Genomic DNA, 20,668 nt, shown 5'->3' with positions numbered 1-20,668 from the left:
CCGTCGGGCTCTCCGGCGTACATGGGGAAGTTCGGCCTCGGCCGGTTCCCGGTGCAGTCGTAAAGGGGTGCAGCGTGGTTGCTCTCGCTCACTTGAGGGTTTCTGACACCGTGGGGGCATGGATCTGAGCGACTCCCATGGGGTCATCACGCTGATCTCGGGGCTGGCGATCGCGGTGGGGATCGTCGGCGTGGTGATCCCGGTGCTGCCCGGGCTGCTGCTGAGCTGGGCCGGGGTGCTGCTCTGGGCGCTGCTGGGCTCGGACAGCGCCGGGCGCTGGGTGGTGCTGGCGGTGGCGACGCTGGTGGCGCTGGGCGGGGCGGCGGTCAAATATCTGGTGCCGGGAAAGCGGCTCAAGAGCGTGGGCGTGCCCAATACGGCGCTGTTCGCCGGCGGCGTTCTCGGGGTGATCGGCTTCTTCGTGATCCCGGTGATCGGCATCGTGATCGGCTTCGTGCTCGGCGTCTATCTGGTCGAGCTCCAGCGCCTCGGCCACGAGCGCGCCTGGCCGTCGACCAAGCACGCCCTGGCCGCCGCCGGCATGGCCATGCTGATCGAGTTCACGACCGCCCTGGCCGTCGGCGTCATCTGGGTCTTCGGCCTGCTACTGACGTGACTTCCGAGGTTTTCTTGTACGTCTGCGCTGGGTGAGCAAGAGCAGTAGGGGAGTGGCCGCCAGCAGGAGCGCCACCGAGGCGGCGGCCGCGACCGAGAGAAGCTGCGGTGAGGTCGGGCGGGTGTCGGCGGCCGCGGCGGCCTGGTTGCCGGTGGTGGCCGGCTCGGGGATCGGCGACGGGGCGGCGCTCTTCGCGGCCGTCTCCTCCGGGGTGACCAGCTTGCCGACCGAGGCATCGTCCGGGAGCGAGAAACCCCAGTCGAGCAGCGCGGCGCCCTGGTCGTAGCCGCGCTGCGGCCGCGCCTCGGCGCCGAGCAGGGTCACCACGAGGCGCCGGCCGTTGCGCTGGGCCGCGCCCACGTAGCTGTGCCGGGCGAGCTGGGTGAAGCCGGTCTTGCCGCCGAGCGCGCCCGGGTACTTGTAGATCAGCTTGTTCTCGTTCTGGAACTGGAAGCCGCCCTTCTTCAGCGCCGGCTGCGCCGGCATCTGGGCGACCTTCGTCAGCGCGTACTTGCGGAAGTCGGCGTTGGCGAAACACACGCGGGCGATCAGAGCCAGGTCGTACGCGCTGGTGAACTGCCCTTTGCCGTCGAGACCCGACGGCGTCACGGCGTGGGTCTGGAAAGCGCCGAGGCGCCGGGCGGTGTCGTTCATGGCGGCCACCGTCTTGGCCACGCCGTCCTTGCCGCCGCCACCGGCCAGCCGGGCCAGCGCGTTGGCCGCGTCGTTGCCCGAGTTGAGCAGCAGGCCCAGCCAGAGCGTGGAGATCGTGTACTTGCCGCCGACCACGAGGCCGACGGCCGAGCTGCCCGGCTCGATCTTCAGGTCGTCGGCGGTGACGGTGATCTGCTTCTTCGGGTCGAGCTTGCCGATCGCGGTGGCCGCCAGCAGGGTCTTCTGCACGCTGGCCGGGGTCTGGTAGACGTGCGGGCCGCAGCCGCCGAGTACCTCGCCGGTGTCGAGGTCGGCCACCATCCAGGTGGTCGCGGTGACCGCCGGCGGCTGCTTCACGCCGGCCGGGATCACCAGGCCGTGGGTGGCGAGGGCGTCGCCGCCGATCGCGAAGCCGACCGGGTCGTCGGCCGGCGGCACGGGCCGGGCCGGCACACCGGCCGGCGGCGCCACCTTCGGCTTGGGGCAGGGGATGGCCGGCGCGGCGGCTGCGGCGGCTTGAGCGGCTTCAGCGGGGGACGCCGCGACCGGGATGAGCAGGGCGACGGCCGAGAGGGACGCCAGGATGGAGCGGATCAAGGCCAGGAAACTCCAGCTTCGAGTCGCTTCGTGAGCAACTGGGCGAGGGGCAGCGTCTCGCCGTCGCCGCCACCGGCGCCGACGATCAGGCGGGGGACGCTCGGCGACAGGTCGGCCCCGGCGAACCGGGCCCGCCACGACGCCGGCACGGTGAGCACGTAGTACTCACCGTCCTCGCCGACGGCGACGGAACGATTCGATTTCAGGTACCACCCGCGCACATGAGTTCGGTACGTGGATCGTCCGTCGAAGGTTCGAGCCATCAACGTTTGTGGATGAATATCACGCTCGGCGGCACGCCGCACGAAGTCGGCCAGCAGCGCCGCCGCCTCCCGGGCCTCGGCCGCCCGGCTCTCCTGGATCGCGGCCGCATGACCGGCGACGGCCTGCCGGCGCTTTTCCCGCCAGTCGTCGTCGCGCTCGCTCATGCCAGTGACCCTAAGTGATGCGCCGCCGCGGGGCCAACCGAGCTATCCGCCGCCGATTACCGGTAATGACGGGCCGCCATTTGAATACCGGCCCGGTGTCCGCGTCAAAAGAATGGCGAATTATTCGAGAGAAACAGTTGCGCGGGAACCCGCGGCGAGCAACACTTGCACCGCGGTTGGTCGGATTACTACTCGGGAGTCGTCATGGCGCGGCAAGTAATCACCACTCTGATCGACGATCTGGACGGAAAGAAGGCCGATCGCACGGTCGAGTTCAGTCTGGACGGTATTAACTACACGATCGACCTTTCCGAGGCCAATGCGGGTAAGCTCCGCAAGGCTCTCGACCCGTACATCAGCGCGGGCACCCGGCTCGGCCGTGCCTCGACCGGGCGCATCCCGGCTCGTCGCGGCCCCGGCGGCCGCACCGCCAGCTCCCGCGACGAAAACCGGCTGATCCGCGAGTGGGCCGTCGCCAACGGACACCAGATTTCCGAGCGCGGCCGCATTCCGCAGGGTGTCACCGACGCCTACCGCGCCGCCAACGGCCGCTGATTAGGCCCACCCGCTGATTAGGCTCCGCCCGCGCGGAGCCTCGGCAGCCGGGAAGCGACCGATTCCAGCACCTTTTCGTCGCCGGCGTACCAACTCCGCTCGCGCGGCCAATGGGTGATGACGTCGGTGAAGCCGAGGTCGCCCGCGCGGCCCACCGCGTCGGTGAAGGCCTCCACGCTGCTCATCGAATAGACCGGCGACGAGTCGAGGTTCAGATAGCGCGGGATCGCGTCGCGGGCGCGGCCGGCCTCGTCGAGCGCCTCGTCGAAAGCTGAGGAGAGCCGGGCCACCGACTCCCACCACTTCTCGGCGCTCTCGGGCACGCTGAAGTTGGCGCCGCCGGCCACCCCGGCCACGCCGGTGGTGGCCCAGCCGTCGCCGTGCCGGGCCGCGAGCCGCAGCGCCCGCTTGCCGCCGGCCGCCACGACGAAAGGCGGCCGCGGCCGCTGCACCGGGCCGGGATTGCCGCGGGCGTTCACGGCTGTGTAGTAATCGCCCCGATAATCGACCGGCTCGTCGCCGAGCACGCGGTCGAGCAGATCGAGGAACTCGGCGAAGCGGTCGACGCGCTGCCCGGGGGTGAGCTCGGGCGTACCGATGACCTCGGCGTCGAAGCCGACGCCGCCCGCGCCCAGCCCGAGCATCAGCCGGCCCTGCGAGATGTCGTCGATCGCGGTGACCTCGCGGGCGAAGTGCACCGGGTGCCGGAAGTTGGGCGAGGCGACCCAGGTGCCGAGACGGATCCGCCGGGTCACCATGGCCGCGGCGGTCAGCGTCGGCACGGCGTCGAACCACGGGCCGTCGACGAGGTCGCGCCACCCGAGGTGGTCGTAGGTCCAGGCGTGGTCGAAGCCGTACTCCTCGGCGCGCTGCCAGCGCCGCCCGGCGACGGACCAGCGCTGGTCGGGGAGGATGACGATGCCGATGCGCATCGGACGACGCTATCTCACGCCGTGCGGCGGTCCTGACCGGCTCCCTGGCCGGCGTCGCGGTGCGCCGCCTCGGCGAAAGCCTCCAGGGCCCGCACCAGCTCCTGCTGGGCGGCGGCGTCCATCCGGCCGAGCACCTCGCCCAGCGCCTTGCGCCGGCTCTCCCGCAGCTGGTCGAGGAGCCGGCGGGCGGCCGGGGTGAGCATCAGCCGCACCTCGCGGCGGTCACGCGGGTCGGGCACCCGGCGCAGCAGCCCGGTCGCCTCGAGCCGGTCGCACAGGCGGCTGGCCGAGGAGGGCACCACCTCGAGGGTCTCGGCGAGCCGGCTCATGTTGGTCTGCCGGTTGGCGGAGACGATCATGAGCACCCGCAGCTGTGCCGGCGGCACCGCCGGTGTCTGCGCCAGCCGGGCCGCGTCGAGGACGGACACCAGCGAATCGGCCGTCGACTCGACAGCCGCGGCAACGTCGGTGTGCCGGTCCATGTCGGAACTTCCTCGTTCTGCAGACGTGCTCGGCCGTACGCCCGGGCCTCTACCCGGTGAACGGGTGGATCATGCCGTTTCCTGGCAGCTATCGCAGCCAGTCCAGGCAGACGATCACCGCGTCGTCCTCCGGTTCGACGTCGGCATGGTAATCGCGCAACGCTCTCATGACGGTACCCACTGCCTCGGCCGGTGGCTGCAATCGCGTCCGGCGTAATGCGCTCAACAGGGCGGAAGTGCCGTACTCGGGGCGGCCGGCGGGGGTGGCGGCGTGCACACCGTCACTCACCACGAGCAGGCGGTCGCCCGGTTCGAGCTGGAACTTCTGGGTCTCGTACCGGCCGTCGCCGAACATGCCGAGCGGCAGTTGCTGCTCGAGGTGGACCGTGCGGATGTCGCCCTCGTGCGCGATGAGGGCCCGCGGGGAGCCGGCGTCGACCGCCTCGACCGCGCCGTCGGTCAGGTCGATCTCCAGCAGCAGGGTGGACACGTGCGAGGCGCCGCCGTAGCGGGAGTAGACGGCGTCGGAGGCGAGCTCGGCCTGCTCGACGATGTTGGCGCCGGAACGGCGGGCGTTGCGCATCGCGTTGACCGCGATGGTGGTGAGCAGGGCCGCCTCGATGCCGTCGCCGTGGCCGTTGAGCACGGTCAGGGTCAGCCGGTCGCCGGTGAGGGCCCAGTCGTAGTGGTCGCCGTACATCGCGTACGCCGGCTCGAGCTGGCCGGCCAGTTTGAACCGCTCGCCGCCGAGCGAGCGGCCGGGCAGCAGCGCCCACTGAAGCTCGGCCGCCATGGTGAGGCGCTGCCGGCGGGAGACCTGGTGATACCGGTCGGTGTCCTTCTCGGCGGCGCGCAGCGCGACGGCCAGCTCGTCGGCCGGGCCGGTCAGGTGCTCGACCAGGTCGGGCGCGGCCGGCTGGTCGAGCTCGACCCGCAGCACGCCGAGCCGGTCGCCCCACACCGTCAGCGGCAGCAGCACCTGGCCGGAGGCGGCGTCGGCCAGCGGCAGCTGACTGCCGAACACGCGCTGCTCGAGTCGCCCGCCCGGGGCGCCCTCGGGGTCGATGACCGGCCAGAGCGAGGTCATGGTCAGGTCGCTGAGGAAGATCTCCATCCCCGTCACCGCGGGGAGAGTCGTGCGCAGATGCTCGGCCGCCACCTCGGGCAGGCGATCGGGTGGGGCCGCACGCAGAAGCGAGCCGACATGTGCCGGGCGGGTGGTCACGCGATCGTCCTTCCTGTCAGTGTGCGTGGGAGCCCATGGCAATAGTTGCCGCAGAGCAAGCATCATAGGTGCTTGCCCGCGGCCGTGTGACAAGAGGTCAGGCGAACGACTTCTCGAAATGAATGAGGCTGCCGCGGCGGGGTACCGAGTGCATCCGCACGTTCTCCCCCAGGGCCTTGATCAGCATCAGGCCACGCCCGTGCTCACTCGACGAGGACGGCACACCCGGCGCGTCGGGATCGAACCCCGGGCCGTCGTCGCTCACGTCGATCGAGCACCGGTCGTCGGCCACATCGAGACAGACCTCGAAGGTGTCCGTGCCGCTGGCGTGCCGCACCACGTTCGAACACGCCTCGGTGATCGCGATCTCCAGGTCGTCGGAGTCACGCCGGTTCACGTGCAGGACGTCGAGAGCGGAGCGCAGCAGCCGGCGTACGGCGGGAACGCTGCCCGCCTCACGAGGAAGGGCCAACCGGACTGTCATACGCATGTGGTCCTGTTTTCCCGGCCGGGCCGCACGTTAATCTCATCGGCCCCGAACTCGGCTCATCCGATCCGGCTCGGAAAACGTGTTATCCCAGGAAGACCCGGGCGTCTCCCTTTCCGTACCGACGCCCGACGAAAGGCAGGATCATGGCGGACCAACCCGACATCGCCACCGTTGTCGCCGCACGCGCCGGCGACCCGGTGGCGGTCGACCGCCTGGTGGCCGGCTACCTGCCGCTGGTCTACACGATCGTCGGGCGGGCCCTGGAGGGTCACGCCGACGTCGACGACGTGGTGCAGGACGTGATGTTGCGGGTCCTGCGCAACCTCGGCGACCTGCGCGAGCCCGAGGCGTTCCGGTCCTGGCTGGTCGCGATCACCGTGCGGCAGGTGCGCGAGCGCTTCCGGGCCCGCCGCGGCGCCCCCGAGGCGCTGCTGCACGAAGACCTGCGCGACCCCGGCGCCGACTTCACCGACCTGGCGATCACTCGGCTCGAGCTCTCCGGCCAGCGCCGGGAGACCGCCGAGGCGACCCGCTGGCTCGACGAGGACAACCGTGAGCTGCTCTCGCTGTGGTGGCTCGAGGCCTCCGGCGAGCTGACCCGCGACGAGATCGTCGCCGCCACCGACGTGACCCGCCAGCACGCGGCGGTCCGCGTGCAGCGGATGAAAGGCCAGCTCGAGACGGCCCGGGTGGTGGTACGGGCCCTCGCCGCCACGCCGCCCTGCCCCGACCTCCAGGCGGTCACCGCCGAGTGGGACGGGCGGCCGAGCGCGCTCTGGCGCAAGCGCATCGCCCGGCACACCCGCGACTGCCGCTACTGCTCGCCGTCGTGGAACGGCCTCGTGGCGGCCGAGCGGCTGCTGGCCGGCATGGCCCTCGTCCCGCTGCCGGCCACGCTGCTCGGCAAGGGCCTCACGGCCGGTGCCGGTGCCGGTGGCGCCGCCGCGGCCAAGGCCGGGGTGGGCGCCCACGCTGCTGCCAAGGTCGGTATCGGTCTCTCGCAGAAGGTGCTGACCGCCGCCCTGGCCACCACGGCGGTCGTCGGCGGCGGCGTCGCCGTCGTGGTCACCCAGCAGCCCGACCCGCCGAAAGCCGTCACCGCCGCGGTGGCCGCCCCCGCGCCGGCGCCCACGACGACGCGCCCGGCGCCCACCCCGACCCGTACATCAGCCAAGCCCTCACCCACCCCCTCCAAGACGCCCTCGCTGAAACCGACCAGCGCGGCCCCGATCGTCATCCCGGCCAAGAACAGCAGGAAGAAAGGCGTCGGGGTCTGGAAGTTCACCGGGTCCAAGGCGGCCCTGGCCGACGTCGGCGCCGGCTGGTACTACAACTGGGGCCCGAACAACAACGACGTGCCCGGCCCGTCCGGCGTCGAGTTCGTCCCGATGGTCTGGGGCAAGGCCAACGTCACCGATGCCACCCTGTCCGAGGTCAAGAAGGAGGGCGATGTCCTGCTCGGCTTCAACGAGCCCGACATGGGCGGGCAGGCCAACATGACCGTCGAGGACGCGCTGGCCGCCTGGCCCAAGCTCCAGGCGACCGGCATGCGCCTGGGCAGCCCTTCGGTGGCGTACGGCGGTGACACCCCCGGCGGCTGGCTCGACCGATTCATGAGCGGGGCGAAGGACAAGGGCTACCGCGTCGACTTCATCACCCTGCACTGGTACGGCTCCGACTTCAGCGCGGCCGCGGTCAACCAGTTCCTGGGGTACGTCGACGCGGTGCACAAGCGGTACGGCAAGCCGATCTGGGTCACCGAGTTCGGCCTCATGAATTTCTCCGGTACGCCGAAATATCCGACCCAGGCGCAGCTGGTCACCTTCATCAAGGGCACGACGAAGGGCCTGGAGAGCCGTTCGTGGCTCGAGCGCTACGCCTGGTTCGGATTGCCGGCCGTCGGCGACAGCGTCGACTTCGGCCTTTACAAGGATGGCGACAGTCCCACGGAGGCCGGAGAGGCGTACAAGGCCGCGGGTTAGTCTCAGATTCATGATTCGGTTCGGGTACAAGGCTTCGGCGGAGCAGTTCCCGCCGTCGGAACTCCTCAACTACAGCGTCCTGGCCGAGGAGCTCGGCTTCGACTCCGTCTTCGTCAGCGACCACCTCCAGCCGTGGCGGCACGACGGCGGCCACGCGCCGGCGGCGCTGCCGTGGCTGGGCGCGCTCGCCGCCCGCACCGAGCGGATCCTGATCGGCACGAGCGTGCTCACGCCGTCGTTCCGCTACCACCCGGCCGTGGTGGCCCAGGCCTTCGCCACGCTGGGCTGCCTGGCCCCGGAGCGTGTCGTGCTCGGCGTCGGCTCCGGCGAGTCGCTCAACGAGGTGCCCCTGGGCATCCCGTGGCCCGACGGCAAGGAGCGTTTCGCCCGCCTCAAGGAGGCCGTGCAGCTCATCCAGAAGCTGTGGCGCGAGGACCGGGTGACGTTCGACGGGCAGTTCTACCAGACCGAGAACGCCACGATCTACGACAAGCCGGAGATCCCGGTGCCGATCTACATCGGCGCCTCCGGCCCGTCCGCGACCCGGCTCGCCGGCCGCATCGCCGACGGCTTCATCACCACCAGCGGCAAGGGCCGGGAGCTCTACACCGACACGCTGCTGCCGGCGGTCCGCGAGGGCGCCGAAAAGGCCGGCCGCAAAATCGACGACCTGGACCTGCTGATCGAGGTGAAGGTCTCGTTCGACGACGACCACGAGAAGGCCCGCCAGGACACCCGGCACTGGGGCGCGCTGGCGCTGACACCGGACGAGAAGACCGGCGTCGAGGACCCGATCGAGATGCAGCGCCTCTCCGACGAGCTGCCGGTCGAGCGCACGGCGTCACGCTGGATCGTCTCGTCCGACCACGACGAGCACGTCGAGAAGATCACCGAATATCTCGACATGGGCTTCAAGCACCTGGTCTTCCACGCCCCCGGCCCCGACCAGGAGCGTTTCCTGCGCCTCTACAGCGAGAAGATCCTCCCGCAGCTGCGCGCTAAGGCTTCTTGACCGACCGCAGCCGGCCCCGGCGGCCGCCGGCCGAACCCGCACCTTCGCCGTTGATGACGCGCAGGTCGGGCTGCGACTGGCGGCCGGCGATCCGCCGCCGCCGAGCACCCACCTCACCGGGCTGCTTGGGCGCCCGAGGCAGGGGAAGCCAGGCATCCTCGGCGCTGCGAGGCTGAACGTCCGGCCCGAGCAGCGGCTCAGGATGCGAGGCCGGATAGGGCGAGATGGGGTGATTGTGACCGCGCCGGTCCCGCCACAGATCCCGCGAGGGCGGCGAGGTCCTGGGCGACGGACTCCAGATCGGCTCCCCAGATCCCCGCCGATCGGCCTGCCGCCAGACCTCAGCGGTCGCCCGCTCCCGCCCCCCGGCCGCCCCGTCGCGGCCCATCAAGCCATCGCGGCCCGCCAAGCCTTCGGGGCTCAGGAAGCCGCCCCGGCCCATCGAGCCTTCGGGTCCCGTCGAGCCCTTGGGGCGCATCGGGCCTTCGCGGCCCGCCGAGCCTTCGCGGCCCGCCGAGCCTTCGCGGCCCGCCGGGCCTTCGCGGCCCGTCGAGCTGTTGCCGCCGGCCCAGGCTTCTCGGTCTCGCCTTTTCGAGCGCTCTCCGCGCGCCCAACCTCTTCCGCGTTCCGGATTTTCCCGATTTGTCCGGCGGGGTGAGCGGTCGGCAGAGCGAGGCTCGGGGGTGATCCGATAGCCCGGGCCGTCCTGTTCCAGGCGGAATCCCGCGCCGTACTGGACCGGAGGAATCGCCGGGGCCGCGGTGGGGAAAGGGGCTGCGCCTGGGGAAGGGGTGGTTCCCGGGGAAGGGTCGGTGGGACGGGTGGTGCCTGGGGAATGAGCGCTGCGTAGGGGATGGGTGGCGCTTGAGGAAGGCGATGCACCGGAGGAACGGGCCGCCCATGCAGAAGGGGTCCCGCCTGCAGAAGGGGCCGCACCTGTGGAAGAGGTCGCGCCTGGGAAAGAGGTCGCGCCTGGGAAAGAGGCCGCGCCTGCGGAAGGGGTCGCGCCTGAAGGGGTCGCGCCTGGGGAAAGAGTCGCGCCTGTGGAGCGGGGCGCGCCTGTGGGGAAGGGCGCGGTTGGTGAAGGGGCGACGGTCGAGAACGGGGTTTGTGGGTGGTGGACGGCGCGGCGCTCGCGTAGGGCTGTGCGCAGCCAATGGTGAAGATGGGGGCGGTCGGCTCGCTGGGTGCGGCGGATCGGGGGGAAGGCGACGCTCGGGATCTCGGTGACCTCGAGGCCGACGGCGGCGGGGCGGATCGCCAGCAGCGGGGCTATCTCGGGGCCCTCGCCCCAGGTGGCGCCGGAGCGGAGGGACGGGTCGGGGAGGTTCAGGTGGTCCATCGCGTCCCGCCAGAACGCGGTGTAGCCGAAGCCGGGGTCGGTGCGGTGGGTGCCCAGCAGCACGTTCAGGCACCAGATCAGGATCAGGTCGGCCCAGCGGCGGAAACGGCCGCCGGTCAGGTCGCGGCCGCCCGCCGCGTAGCGGGAGCCGAGCGCCACGTCGGCCCCGGCCACCAGGGCCTCGACGAAGCGTGGGATCTCGGCCGGGTCGGTCGAGCCGTCGCCGTTGAGGGTGACCACCACGTCGCCGCGGGATGCGGCGATCCCGCACGCGAGCGCATTACCGGGGCCGGGACGGGTAGGAGACACCACGACGGCGCCGGGCCGCAGGTTCCGCGCCGCTACGGCGGACGCCGAGCCTGTCTCGGCCACCACCACGACCTCGTCGACCGGCGGCAGGCCGCGCAGCATCAGCGGCAGGCCGGCGGGGTCCCGGACGGGAAGGACGACGCTCACGGAGGGTGATGATGGTCGGGCGCGTTTCGTCGCTGGGGGAAGCGGCGAAGGAAGCATGGCGGTGCTCCTCAAGCTTGTTCCTGATCTTCGAAGCTACCGGCCGGCAACCGTTCGGCAACTCGTCGGTTCGGCCGAGGAAGATCGTTCCCGTGGCTCGAACCGGCCGTTGAGCGGACACCCTGCGTACAAAAGCATGATTAGGTTTTGTCGGAGCGTCGCTTGCGAAGGGACCCGCTGTGAAACTTGGCCTGCACATCTCGAACTTCACCTGGCCTGAGGGGGCGCCCCGACTGGGAGCGGTGCTCGGCGACGTCGCCTCGGCCGCCGACGAGGCCGGCTTCGAGCGGATCAGCGTCATGGACCACCTGTGGCAGATCGGCCCGATCGGCCCGCCCGAGTGGGACATGCTCGAGGCCTACACCGCGCTGGGCTTCCTGGCCGCGCACACCAAGCGAGCCAAACTGCTGACCTTGGTGACCGGCGTCGTCTACCGCGAGCCGGGCCTGCTGGCCAAGGCGGTGACCACGCTCGATGTGCTTTCCGGCGGCCGCGCGATTCTCGGCATCGGCGCCGCCTGGAACGAGGAGGAGTCGATCGGGCTCGGCCTGCCGTTCCCGCCGACCAAGGAACGGTTCGAGCGGCTCGAGGAGGCGCTGAGGATCTGCCGGCAGATGTTCGACGGCGACGAGACGCCGTTCGAGGGCACCCACTACCGGCTGGGCCGGCTGCTGAACTCGCCGCGGCCGCTGAGCCGGCCCCGCCCGCCGATCCTGATCGGTGGCGGCGGTGAGAAGAAGACGTTGCGGCTGGTGGCGCAGTATGCGGACGCCTGCAACCTCTTCCCCGGGCCGCAGCTCCAGCACAAGCTCGACGTGCTCAAGCAGCACTGCGAGGACGTGGGCCGTGACTACGACGAGATCCAGAAGACGGTGATGGTGCCGTTCGACCTGGGTGAGAAGGGCGAGAAGGCCGGCGAGATCATCGCGACGCTGACCCGGCTGGCCGGCATGGGCTTCCAGGTCGGGCACGGCGGTCTGCGCAACGTGTGGGACACCAAGCAGTTCGAGATCTTCGCCAAGGAGATCGTGCCGGCGGCGGAGGCCCTGTGACCATCTCAGCGGTGATCTTCGATCTCGACGGCGTCATCATCGACACCGAACAGGTGTGGGAGGACGTTCGGCGGTCGTACGTCGCGTCGTACGGCAAGTCCTTCCTTCCCGATTCTCAAGATCGCATGATGGGCATGAGTACGGGGGAGTGGTCCACCCACCTCGCCGAGGAGGTAGGCGTTCCCCGTACGCCCGCTCAGGTCGCCGACGATGTGCTCGGTCAGATGGCACTCCGGTACAAATCAGATTTGCCGCTTATTCCGGGCGCAGTGGAAACGGTGAAGCGGCTGGGGGAGCGCTTCACGCTCGGGCTGGCCAGCTCGTCGGCCCGCGTGCTGATCGACCAGGTGCTGGCGACGGCCGGCCTGACCGACGCCTTCAAGGTGACCATGTCGACCGAGGAGGTGCCGCGGGGTAAGCCGGCGCCGGACGTCTATCTGGCCGTTTGCGACAAGCTCGGCGTCACACCCGAAGACTGTGCGGCCATCGAGGACTCCAGCAACGGGCTGCGCTCGGCGGCCGCCGCCGGGATGGCCGTGATCGCCGTCCCGCACGGCGTCTACCCGCCGGCGGCGGACGCGCTCGCCGGCGCCGCGCTGGTCATCGACCGGCTGCCGGACCTGACGGCCGAAGCGGTCGCGGCTCTGCGGTGAGCTCCAGGTTCGTGGCCCGGTCGGCCGCGATCTTGAAGGTCAGGTCGAGGAACCACTTGCGGTTGTTCAGGTAGTTCCGCAGGTTGATGCCCCGCTGCGTCTTGGGGGCGAGGAACCGGCCGGTCGTGTCGCCGCCCTTCTGGGTGCCGCGCGCGAACCGGCCGATCCTCTTCTCGTACGCCGGGAAGGCCACCCGGTGGTCGCCGCCCGCCGCCGCCAGCTCGGCCGCGAGCACGTACGCGCAGACCAGCGCCGTCCCGTTGCCCTGGCCGCCGATCGTGGCCCCGTTGGCCGCGTCGCCGACCAGCGCGACCCGGCCGCGGGTCCACTCGGGTGCGTCGACCCGGCAGATCTGGTCGAAGTAGAGGTCGTCGCCGATCGCGGCCAGCAGCTCGGGCGCGTGCCAGCCCATGCCGGCGTAGCGGTCGCGCAAGATCTCCTTGGCGGCGCCGGGGTCGTGCCGGTCGTACTCGATCTTGTCGGAGGCGAACGCGGCGAAGGCGCCGTCCCGGCCCGTGCTGATCATCCGGCCCGGCTCGTTGTAGAGGACGAAGTCGTCCTCGATCGTCGGCGTGCTCCAGGTCGCCACGTAGTAGCCGAGGTGCTTGACGAAGCGCTCCTCGGGCCCGAAGGTCAGCCGCCGCACCCGCGAGTGCACGCCGTCGGCGCCGACCACGAGGTCGAAGGTGCGCTGCTTCCCGCTCGTGAAGGTGACGTCGACGCCGCCCTCGTGCTCGTCGAGCGCGGCGATGCTGTCGCCGAACAGATAGTCGGTGTGCTCGGCGCCGGCCGCGACGAGAACACGGGCCAGGTCGCCCCGGCGCACCTCGAGGTCGCCTCCGGCCAGCCCGGCCGGCCACTCCATCAGCCTGGCGCCGTTCGCGTCGACGAAGCGCATCGCCGTGCCGCCGGTCTGCACCGCGCGCAGGTCGTCGAGCACGCCCATCCGCTCCAGCAGCCCCATGTGCAGCGGGCCGCGGAAGTCGACCGCGTTGCCGCCGGTGCGCAGCTCCGGCGCGATCTCGACGATGGTGGGCTCGATGCCGAAGCGGCCCAGCCAATAGGCCAGGGCCGGTCCGGCGATGCTCGCGCCCGAGATCAGAACCTTCATGATGTCTCCCCGTACAACTGTGTCCGATGGACTCGGTTATTTCTGTGTACGGTAGACACTGTTTGAGAGGAGAGCAAGATGTTTTTCTGGGAGGAGCGCCCCCGGACCCGCGGCCCGAAGCCGGCGCTGACGCTGGAGCAGATCGCCGGCGCCGCCGTCGCGGTGGCCGACGCCGAGGGTCTCGCCGCCGTGTCCATGCAGCGTGTGGCGGCCGAGCTCGGCTTCACCAAGATGTCGCTGTACCGCTACGTGCCCGGCAAGACGGAGCTGGTGGCGGTGATGCTGGAGCACGCCATCGGCGAGCCGCCGCCGCTGACGGGAGAATGGCGGGCCGCGATCACCTTCTGGGCCGAGGCGCTGCTCGACCGGTACTCGGCGCATCGGTGGGCGCTGGAGGCGACCGTCGGCGGCCGCCCGATCGGGCCGAACGAGCTCGGATGGATGGAGAGCGCGCTCGCGGTGCTGCCGGCCGGGATCGCCGGGGCCGAGCGGATGGACGCCGTCGCGACCGTCGCCGGTCATGTCCGCATGATCGCCGGACAGGCCGGCACCGCCGAGAGTGAGTTGACCGCCACGATCGGGCTGGTCCTGCGTGAGTACGCCGATCGATTTCCGGCGCTGACCGCCGCGGTCACCGAAGCGGCCGCGCACGGGGGTCAGGACCAGGCGTTCGGCTTCGGGCTGGGCCGCATCCTAGACGGATTGGAGCTGCTCGTTCAAAGCCGGTAACGCGAAGGACACATCCAGGTGTGAAAGATCTTCATCTCGGGTAGCCCATGGCGACTTTCGCCATGGAGGTGGCCTGTGGAGGTACTTGCGGCGAGCGGCCTACGGCTCGACCTCGACATCTTCGATTACCTGATTCTGATCCTCTACTTCGGCACGGTGCTCGGTGTGGGCTTCGCGGCGCGGAGAGCGATCAAGACGAGCGCGGACTTCTTCCTGTCCGGTCGCTCGATGCCCGCCTGGGTCACCGGCCTCGCGTTCGTCTCGGCGAACCTGGGTGCGCTGGAGATCCTGGGCATGGCCGCCAACGGCGCCCAGTACGGTCTGATGACCCTGCACTACTACTGGATCGGCGCCGTGCCCGCCATGGTGTTCCTCGGCATCGTGATGATGCCGTTCTACTACGGCTCCAAGGTGCACAGCGTCCCCGAGTTCCTGCGGCGGCGCTTCAACAACTCGACCCACCTGTTCAACGCGGTCAGCTTCGCGGTGGCCCAGGTGCTCATCGCCGGCGTCAACTTGTTCGCGCTGGCCCTGATCCTGCAAGCGCTGCTCGGCTGGCCGTTGTGGGTCTCGATCGGCCTCGGCGCCGCCATCGTGCTGATCTACATCGGCATCGGCGGTCTCTCCTCGGCCATCTACAACGAGGTGCTCCAGTTCTTCGTGATCGTGGCCGGTCTGCTCCCGATCACCATCGTCGGCCTGGTCAAGGTCGGCGGCATCGACGGCCTGTTCGAGAAGGTGCGCCAGAGCCCGCTCGGCGAAGCCGGCCTTCACACCTGGGCCGACACCGCCACCAGCGACAACCCGCTCGGCGCGAACTGGATCGGCATCATCTTCGGCCTCGGCTTCGTGCTCTCGTTCGGCTACTGGACGACCAACTTCGCCGAGGTCCAGCGGGCCCTGTCGGCCAAGGACATGAGCGCCGCCCGGCGTACGCCGATCATCGGCGCCTTCCCCAAGCTGGTGATCCCGGTCGTCACGGTCATCCCCGGCCTGATCGCCCTGGTCACCGTCAAGGGCCTGGGCGCGGAGGAGGGCGACCTCACCTACAACAACGCGATCCCGCTGCTGATGCGCGACCTGCTGCCCAACGGCGTGCTCGGTGTCGCGGTCACCGGTCTGCTGGCCTCGTTCATGGCCGGCATGGCGGCCAACGTGAGCGGTTTCAACACGGTCTTCACGTACGACATCTGGCAGCCCTACATCCGCAAGGGCCGCAGCGACGACTACTACCTGAAGGTGGGTCGCTGGGCGACGTTCGGCGGCGTGGTCATCGGCATCGGCACCGCGTTCATCGCGGCCGGCTACGACAACATCATGAACTACATCCAGGCGCTGTTCTCGCTGTTCAACGCCCCGTTGTTCGCGACCTTCATCGTCGGCATGTTCTGGAAGCGGATGTCGGCCTGGGCCGGCTTCTGGTCGCTGCTGCTCGGCTTCCTGGCCTCGCTCGCGCTCTACCTGGGCCACATCACCGAGACCATCCACTTCAACTCCGACCTGGAGGAGAGCTTCTGGGGTGCGGGCGCGGCCTTCGTGACCGCGGTCGTCGTGGCCATCCTGGTCACGCTGTTCACCCCGCCGAAGCCGGAGGAGGAGCTCCGCGGTCTCGTCTACGGCCTGGCCGGCTCCAGCACCAGCGGCGAAGTGATCATCTCGGGAGACAAGGTGTGGTGGCGCAATCCGGTCCTGCTCGGCGCGATCGCCGTCGTCCTGGCCTTCGTCCTGTACATCCCGGTCTGGTAAGGAGAACGCGTCATGGCTGAAGACCAGAAGAAGGTGTCCGCGGCCGCACGTCTCTTCGACGTCCGGCGTGTCATCGGCGGCCTCTTCGTCGTGTACGGCGTGATCGTCACGCTGCTCGGCATCTTCGACAACCAGTCGGAGATCGACAAGGCGCAGGGCGTACGGATCAACCTGTGGATGGGGCTGGCGATGCTGGCCCTGGGCCTGTTCTTCCTGCTCTGGCTGCGGCTCAGCCCGCCCAAGCCGCCCGAGACCAAGGACGCCGAGGACCAATGATTGTCGAGGCGGTGTGACCCGGTTGCGGTCGGGTTGCACCGCCCCGGCAAATCTTGGAACCGGGGTACCCAGCGTCCGATAGACAGGGCATGGAACGCGTCGCCCCCATCAGCTACGCCACCGGCGGAGGCTCCCGATCCGCCGGGTGGCAACAACAGGTCAGAGTCGACTACGTGGTCAACAAGGTCATGCAGACCCACCGAGGTCGAGCCGAGGACTCGGTCGCGCAGGCCATCCACGACCAGCTCCGCGCCGTCGGCGTGGTGCCCAACGGCCGCCAGATCGCGGTGTACGCCGCCGCGATCTCGGCCCTCCCCGAACTACCACCCAACAAGAAGTAGCTCTAGGCCGCGGGGAACCGCAGGATCCGGTCGTCACCGTCCTGCGGATCCCCGCGGCCGTCGCGGTTGGAGGTGGTCAGCCAGAGCGCGCCGTCCGGCGCCGTGGCCACCGTCCGCAAACGCCCGTACGTCCCGGTGAACTCGGCCCGCGGCTCGCCGCCGCTCAGGGGAACGACCCACAGGCGCTCGCCGCGCAGGCCGGCCACGTAGAGATCGTCGCCGGCGACCGCGGCCCCCGACGGTGAGGCCTCGTCGGTCGTCCACTGCACGAGCGGATCCACGTACCGGCCGTCGCCGGCCTTGCCCTCGGCCTCGGGCCAGCCGTAGTTCTTGCCCGGCTCGATGACGTTGACCTCGTCCCAGGTGTTCTGGCCGAACTCGATGCCGTACATCTTCTCGTCCGGGCCCCAGGCCAGGCCCTGCACGTTGCGGTGGCCCATCGACCAGACCGGCGAGCCCGCGGTGGGGTTGCCGGGCGCGGCGGCGCCGTCCCGGGTGATCCGCAGGATCTTGCCGTTCAGGTCGTCGCGGTCCTGCGAGGCGCTGCCGTCGCCGGCGTCGCCCGTGCCCACGTAGAGGAATCCGTCGGGCCCGAACGCGATCCGGCCGCCGTTGTGGATGCCCGCCTTGTCGATCCCGTCCAGGATCACCTTGCTCTTTTTCTCCGCGTCGAATCGGACAATTCGGTTGTCGTCGGCGGCGGTGAAATAGGCGTACACAAACTTGTTCTGGTCGTAGTCCGGGTCGACGGCCACGCCGAGCAGGCCGCCCTCGCCCTGCGCCGACACGCCGTCGACGTGATAGGCCGTCGTGGGGTCGCCGCCGCCGGCCGGAATCCGCAGGATGTCGCCGCTCTCCCGCTCGCTGACCAGGGCACTGCCGTCGGGGAGGAAGGCGAGACCCCACGGAACCTCGATGCCGGTGGCGATGGTCTGCGGGTTTCCGATCCGCACGCCGCCTTTGTCGGGGCCGGCGGAAGCCGAGGGCGAGGGTGCGGCCGAGAACGTGGCCTCACCTCTTGGTGTGCTCTCCGCTTCCGAGCACCCCACGAGCAGCGCTGTTCCGGCGGCGGCGACGGCGAGACGGGTCCGAATCATGGCTACACGGTGCCACGCCCCGGCGAACTTCACCCATTCGCCAGACTCGCCATCGGGGTTCGTCCGAAGATGGGGCCGCGCGGTCCGACGGCCGCGCAGGGCGGAGATGCAGCGCGGTGCGAGCTACGGCGCGACCCTTCCGGGCCGCGATTCTCACGGTCATCACCTTGCTGACGTACGGGGTGACGCCCACCCGGGCCGCGGCGGCCACCTACGTCATCACCTGGAAGACCTGCCCCGAGAACGAGGCGGTCCAATGCGGAACCATGCGGGTCCCCGCGAACTGGGCCGACCCGTCCGGCCCGACGGCCATGCTCACGATCGCCCGGCGCAAGGCGGCCGACCCGGCCCGCCGCCTCGGCGCGCTGCTGGTCAACCCGGGCGGCCCCGGCGGCTCGGCGGTCGACTTCACCCTCGGCGCCACCCAGTTCTTCGGCGAGGACCTGCGGGCCCGCTTCGACATCGTCGGCATGGACCCCCGCGGTGTCGGCCGCAGCACCCCCGTCCTCTGCTCGCGCGACCTGGTCGACGCCCAGCCCGACCCCTTGATCAATTCCCAGCGGGAGTACGACGCGACCCTCGCGTACAACCGCAAGCTCGCCGCCGATTGCGCCTCCCGCACCGGCCCGGTCTTCCCCCACGTCGACACGGCGAGCGTGGTCCGCGATATGGACGCGGTACGCGCCGCCCTGGGCGAACAGAAGATCAGCTTCTACGGCGCGTCCTACGGCACCCTCATGGGACAGCAGTACGCGCAGCTCTACCCGGCCCGGCTGCGCGCCCTGGTCCTCGACAGCGTGATGGATCACGGCGCCGGCCTGACCCGCTTTCTGACCGAGGAGACGGACGCCGCCGAGGACGCCTTCCACCAGTTCGTCGCCTGGTGCACCCGGGACACGCAGTGCATCCTGCGCGGTCAGGACGTCACCAAGGTGTGGGCGAACGCGGTCGCTCGGGCCCGCGCCGGGACGCTCCAGAACCCGTACGACCCGCCCAAGCCTTTGACCCTCGCCGAGCTGATCGGCGCCGCCTTCGCCGCCTTCTACGAGCCGCAGTGGTATTCCTTCGCCTACTACCTACGTGACGCGCTGGCGGCCAAGCCCACGGCCCGCAAGGCGCCGGCGCCGCCGGTCGACCTGATCGACCACAGCTTCCCCGCCGTGATCTGCGAGGACTGGCACCTGCCGGTGACGGGCTTGGCCGACCTGCGGCGCCACTTGCAGGCCCTGGCCAAGCGTTCCCCGCACATGCTGATCTCGCCGCTGGCGTTGGCGGCGATGACGGGCTGCCTGGGGTGGCCGTCGCCACCGGACAACCCGCAGCGCCCGGGCGGGCCCCCGCCCGCCACCATCCCGACGTTGCTGGTGAACTCCCGCCACGACCCGGCCACGGCCTATGCGTGGTCCCAGCGGGTGGTCAGGCAGCTGGGCCCGAAGGCGGCTCTGCTGACCTACGACGGCTGGGGCCACGTCATCTACAACCGGAGCCCGTGCGTGGCCGGCGCCGTCGACAAGTACTTGACCACCCTTGCCCTGCCGGCCCTCGGAACGACGTGCCCGTCAGTCGAACCGCAGCCGTTCGGAGTCGGCTGAGCCGGGGTACAGGATGCGGCGGGACCGAGCGACACGGGGGCCGCCGCGATGACCTTGACCCGCTACGTGGGCGCTGCCGTGTGCGCCCGTCTCGCCGACGAGGGCGCCCGGGTGGCGATCCTGCTGCTCGCGCTCGACCGCACGGGCAACGAGGCGCTCGGCGGGCTGTTGATCGCGGCGCTGATGGTGCCGCACGTCGTGGCGGCGCCGATCACGGGCGCCCTGGCCGACGCCGTCCACCGCCGCCGACTTCTCTACTTCCTGGCGTTCTTGGGGTACGGCGGTTCGCTGCTCGCCGGCGCGGAACTGATCGGCCACTCGACGGCGGCCGCGGCGGCGCTGCTGATCCTGGCCGGTTGCTGCGCGCCGCTGCTGATCGGCGGCCTGAGCAGCCTGCTCCCCGACCTGGTGCCGGGCCGGTTGGAACGCGCGTTCGGCTTCGACGTGATGTCGTACAGCATCGCCGGCATCGCCGGCCCGGCCCTGGCCGCCGTCCTGGCCGACCTGGCCGGCGCCTCCTGGTCGGTCGTAGGCCTGGTCACCCTGGTCGTGGCCGGCGCCGTCCTGGTGGCTTCCCTCCCACTGCCGAACGTCGAGGGCGACCGCAGCCGGAAGCGGATCCAGTCGCCCCTGGCGGCGTTCACGGTCATGGTGCGGCGGCCCCGGCTCGGGGCCGTCACTCTGGGTACGGTCTTCAGCATGCTCGGGGTGGGAGCGCTGCCGCTGGTGGCGGCGCTGCTGGCCGAGGAGACCGGCCGTCACGAGCTGACCGGGCTGGTGCTGTCGGCCGGGGCCGCGGGTGGGCTGCTCACCTCGCTGCTGCTCACGAGGTGGCCGATCCGGCGGCGGCCGCCCGAATGGGTGGTCGCGGTCTCGCTGGCCGCCACCGCCGTGCCCTTCCTTCTGCTGATCCTCTTCCCCGCGGGCTGGGCCGGGCTGCCACTCTTCGCGATCGCGGGCGCGCTGGGTGTGCCGGTCTCGGTGGCCGTCTTCGCCGTACGGGATCAAGAATCGCCCCCGGAGATCCGCACCCAGGTCTTCACCCTCGGCGCCGGGGTCAAAGTCACCGCGGCCGCCACCGGCGCGGCCGTGGCCGGGCTCGCCGCGCCCGCCGGAGTCGTCGCTCTGCTCGCCGGGATCGCGGTCTGCCAGATGCTCGGCGCGCTGGCCGTCGTATTGGTGCCGCGGGTCACGCCGGTGTCGTCGCGCGCCGAGAGTATTGTTAGCCAGGCTAACTAGATTG

General features: G+C 70.5%; 21 protein-coding genes. 12 read left to right on the top strand and 9 right to left on the bottom strand.

Going from position 1 to position 20,668, the window contains the following annotated elements; genetic code table 11:
• The first annotated feature begins 118 nt into the window (after positions 1-118).
• Complete coding sequence (locus CRP55_RS35330; RefSeq protein WP_097326063.1) at positions 119-616, top strand: DUF456 domain-containing protein; 498 nt, start codon at positions 119-121, stop codon at positions 614-616.
• Here the strand turns inward: CRP55_RS35330 and CRP55_RS35325 are convergent.
• Both CRP55_RS35325 and CRP55_RS35320 read right to left on the bottom strand, forming a co-directional pair.
• Positions 605-1,864: a D-alanyl-D-alanine carboxypeptidase family protein gene (locus CRP55_RS35325; protein ID WP_097326113.1), complete on the bottom strand. Its 1,260-nt coding sequence runs from the start codon at positions 1,862-1,864 to the stop codon at positions 605-607. The genes CRP55_RS35330 and CRP55_RS35325 overlap by 12 nt on opposite strands.
• On the bottom strand, positions 1,864-2,295 hold the full coding sequence (locus CRP55_RS35320; RefSeq protein WP_097326061.1) for a hypothetical protein: 432 nt from the start codon (positions 2,293-2,295) through the stop codon (positions 1,864-1,866). The genes CRP55_RS35325 and CRP55_RS35320 overlap by 1 nt, the downstream gene beginning before the upstream one ends.
• Positions 2,296-2,499: 204 nt before the next feature.
• Here CRP55_RS35320 and CRP55_RS35315 point away from each other — a divergent pair, with 204 nt between their 5' ends.
• Positions 2,500-2,850 (top strand): histone-like nucleoid-structuring protein Lsr2, encoded by a 351-nt coding sequence (locus CRP55_RS35315; RefSeq protein ID WP_097326060.1) that lies wholly within the window; start codon positions 2,500-2,502, stop codon positions 2,848-2,850.
• Positions 2,851-2,867: 17 nt separating this feature from the next.
• Here CRP55_RS35315 and CRP55_RS35310 read toward each other — a convergent pair whose 3' ends face one another.
• The 4 genes from CRP55_RS35310 to CRP55_RS35295 form a co-directional block, all read right to left on the bottom strand.
• Positions 2,868-3,782, bottom strand: coding sequence for an LLM class flavin-dependent oxidoreductase (locus CRP55_RS35310; protein WP_097326059.1), 915 nt, complete (start codon positions 3,780-3,782; stop codon positions 2,868-2,870).
• 14 nt (positions 3,783-3,796) lie between these two features.
• Positions 3,797-4,264 (bottom strand): MarR family winged helix-turn-helix transcriptional regulator, encoded by a 468-nt coding sequence (locus CRP55_RS35305; RefSeq protein ID WP_097326057.1) that lies wholly within the window; start codon positions 4,262-4,264, stop codon positions 3,797-3,799.
• An 88-nt stretch (positions 4,265-4,352) separates the two neighbouring features.
• Positions 4,353-5,489, bottom strand: a complete 1,137-nt coding sequence (locus CRP55_RS35300; protein WP_245923577.1) for a PP2C family protein-serine/threonine phosphatase — start codon at positions 5,487-5,489, stop codon at positions 4,353-4,355.
• A 97-nt stretch (positions 5,490-5,586) separates the two neighbouring features.
• Complete coding sequence (locus tag CRP55_RS35295; protein WP_097326055.1) at positions 5,587-5,979, bottom strand: ATP-binding protein; 393 nt, start codon at positions 5,977-5,979, stop codon at positions 5,587-5,589.
• A 143-nt stretch (positions 5,980-6,122) separates the two neighbouring features.
• On the opposite strand from CRP55_RS35295, the gene CRP55_RS35290 reads away from it, so the two are divergent.
• Positions 6,123-7,961: a sigma-70 family RNA polymerase sigma factor gene (locus CRP55_RS35290; RefSeq protein WP_097326054.1), complete on the top strand. Its 1,839-nt coding sequence runs from the start codon at positions 6,123-6,125 to the stop codon at positions 7,959-7,961.
• 10 nt (positions 7,962-7,971) lie between these two features.
• A complete protein-coding gene (gene fgd / locus CRP55_RS35285; RefSeq protein WP_097326053.1) occupies positions 7,972-8,973 on the top strand; it encodes a glucose-6-phosphate dehydrogenase (coenzyme-F420) in 1,002 nt (333 codons plus the stop codon).
• Here fgd and CRP55_RS35280 read toward each other — a convergent pair.
• A complete protein-coding gene (locus CRP55_RS35280; RefSeq protein WP_179855460.1) occupies positions 8,960-10,771 on the bottom strand; it encodes a glycosyltransferase in 1,812 nt (603 codons plus the stop codon). The genes fgd and CRP55_RS35280 overlap by 14 nt on opposite strands.
• 236 nt (positions 10,772-11,007) lie before the next feature.
• Here CRP55_RS35280 and CRP55_RS35275 point away from each other — a divergent pair, with 236 nt between their 5' ends.
• Both CRP55_RS35275 and CRP55_RS35270 read left to right on the top strand, forming a co-directional pair.
• Positions 11,008-11,880 (top strand): LLM class F420-dependent oxidoreductase, encoded by an 873-nt coding sequence (locus tag CRP55_RS35275; protein WP_097326051.1) that lies wholly within the window; start codon positions 11,008-11,010, stop codon positions 11,878-11,880.
• A complete protein-coding gene (locus tag CRP55_RS35270; protein ID WP_097326049.1) occupies positions 11,877-12,533 on the top strand; it encodes an HAD family hydrolase in 657 nt (218 codons plus the stop codon). The genes CRP55_RS35275 and CRP55_RS35270 overlap by 4 nt, the downstream gene beginning before the upstream one ends.
• Here CRP55_RS35270 and CRP55_RS35265 read toward each other — a convergent pair.
• A complete protein-coding gene (locus CRP55_RS35265) occupies positions 12,481-13,644 on the bottom strand; it encodes an FAD-dependent monooxygenase (protein ID WP_097326048.1) in 1,164 nt (387 codons plus the stop codon). The two genes, CRP55_RS35270 and CRP55_RS35265, sit on opposite strands and share 53 nt — an antisense overlap.
• Before the next feature lie 78 nt (positions 13,645-13,722).
• Here CRP55_RS35265 and CRP55_RS35260 point away from each other — a divergent pair, with 78 nt between their 5' ends.
• The 4 genes from CRP55_RS35260 to CRP55_RS35245 all read left to right on the top strand — a co-directional run bounded on the left by CRP55_RS35260 (position 13,723) and on the right by CRP55_RS35245 (position 16,736).
• Complete coding sequence (locus tag CRP55_RS35260) at positions 13,723-14,373, top strand: TetR/AcrR family transcriptional regulator (RefSeq protein WP_097326046.1); 651 nt, start codon at positions 13,723-13,725, stop codon at positions 14,371-14,373.
• A 75-nt stretch (positions 14,374-14,448) separates the two neighbouring features.
• Positions 14,449-16,119 carry a sodium:solute symporter family protein gene (locus CRP55_RS35255; protein WP_097326045.1) on the top strand — a complete coding sequence of 557 codons (1,671 nt, stop codon included), beginning with the start codon at positions 14,449-14,451 and terminating at the stop codon, positions 16,117-16,119.
• Between the two features lie 12 nt (positions 16,120-16,131).
• Positions 16,132-16,395: a hypothetical protein gene (locus CRP55_RS35250; protein ID WP_097326044.1), complete on the top strand. Its 264-nt coding sequence runs from the start codon at positions 16,132-16,134 to the stop codon at positions 16,393-16,395.
• 89 nt (positions 16,396-16,484) lie between these two features.
• Entirely contained in the window at positions 16,485-16,736 is a 252-nt protein-coding gene (locus CRP55_RS35245; RefSeq protein WP_097326043.1) for a hypothetical protein, read from the top strand.
• A gap of 2 nt (positions 16,737-16,738) precedes the next feature.
• On the opposite strand, the gene CRP55_RS35240 is transcribed toward CRP55_RS35245, so the two are convergent.
• Complete coding sequence (locus CRP55_RS35240; RefSeq protein ID WP_097326041.1) at positions 16,739-17,833, bottom strand: PQQ-dependent sugar dehydrogenase; 1,095 nt, start codon at positions 17,831-17,833, stop codon at positions 16,739-16,741.
• Positions 17,834-17,949: 116 nt separating this feature from the next.
• On the opposite strand from CRP55_RS35240, the gene CRP55_RS35235 reads away from it, so the two are divergent.
• Positions 17,950-19,425, top strand: coding sequence for an alpha/beta hydrolase (locus CRP55_RS35235; RefSeq protein ID WP_097326040.1), 1,476 nt, complete (start codon positions 17,950-17,952; stop codon positions 19,423-19,425).
• A 48-nt stretch (positions 19,426-19,473) separates the two neighbouring features.
• Entirely contained in the window at positions 19,474-20,664 is a 1,191-nt protein-coding gene (locus CRP55_RS35230; RefSeq protein ID WP_097326039.1) for an MFS transporter, read from the top strand.
• The last annotated feature ends 4 nt before the right edge of the window (positions 20,665-20,668 follow it).

It is taken from the genome of Paractinoplanes atraurantiacus, assembly GCF_900215205.1.
GTDB lineage: Bacteria > Actinomycetota > Actinomycetes > Mycobacteriales > Micromonosporaceae > Actinoplanes > Actinoplanes atraurantiacus.
The sequence above is the reverse complement of the archived record's forward strand: the minus strand, read 5'-3'. Positions and strand labels throughout refer to the sequence as shown.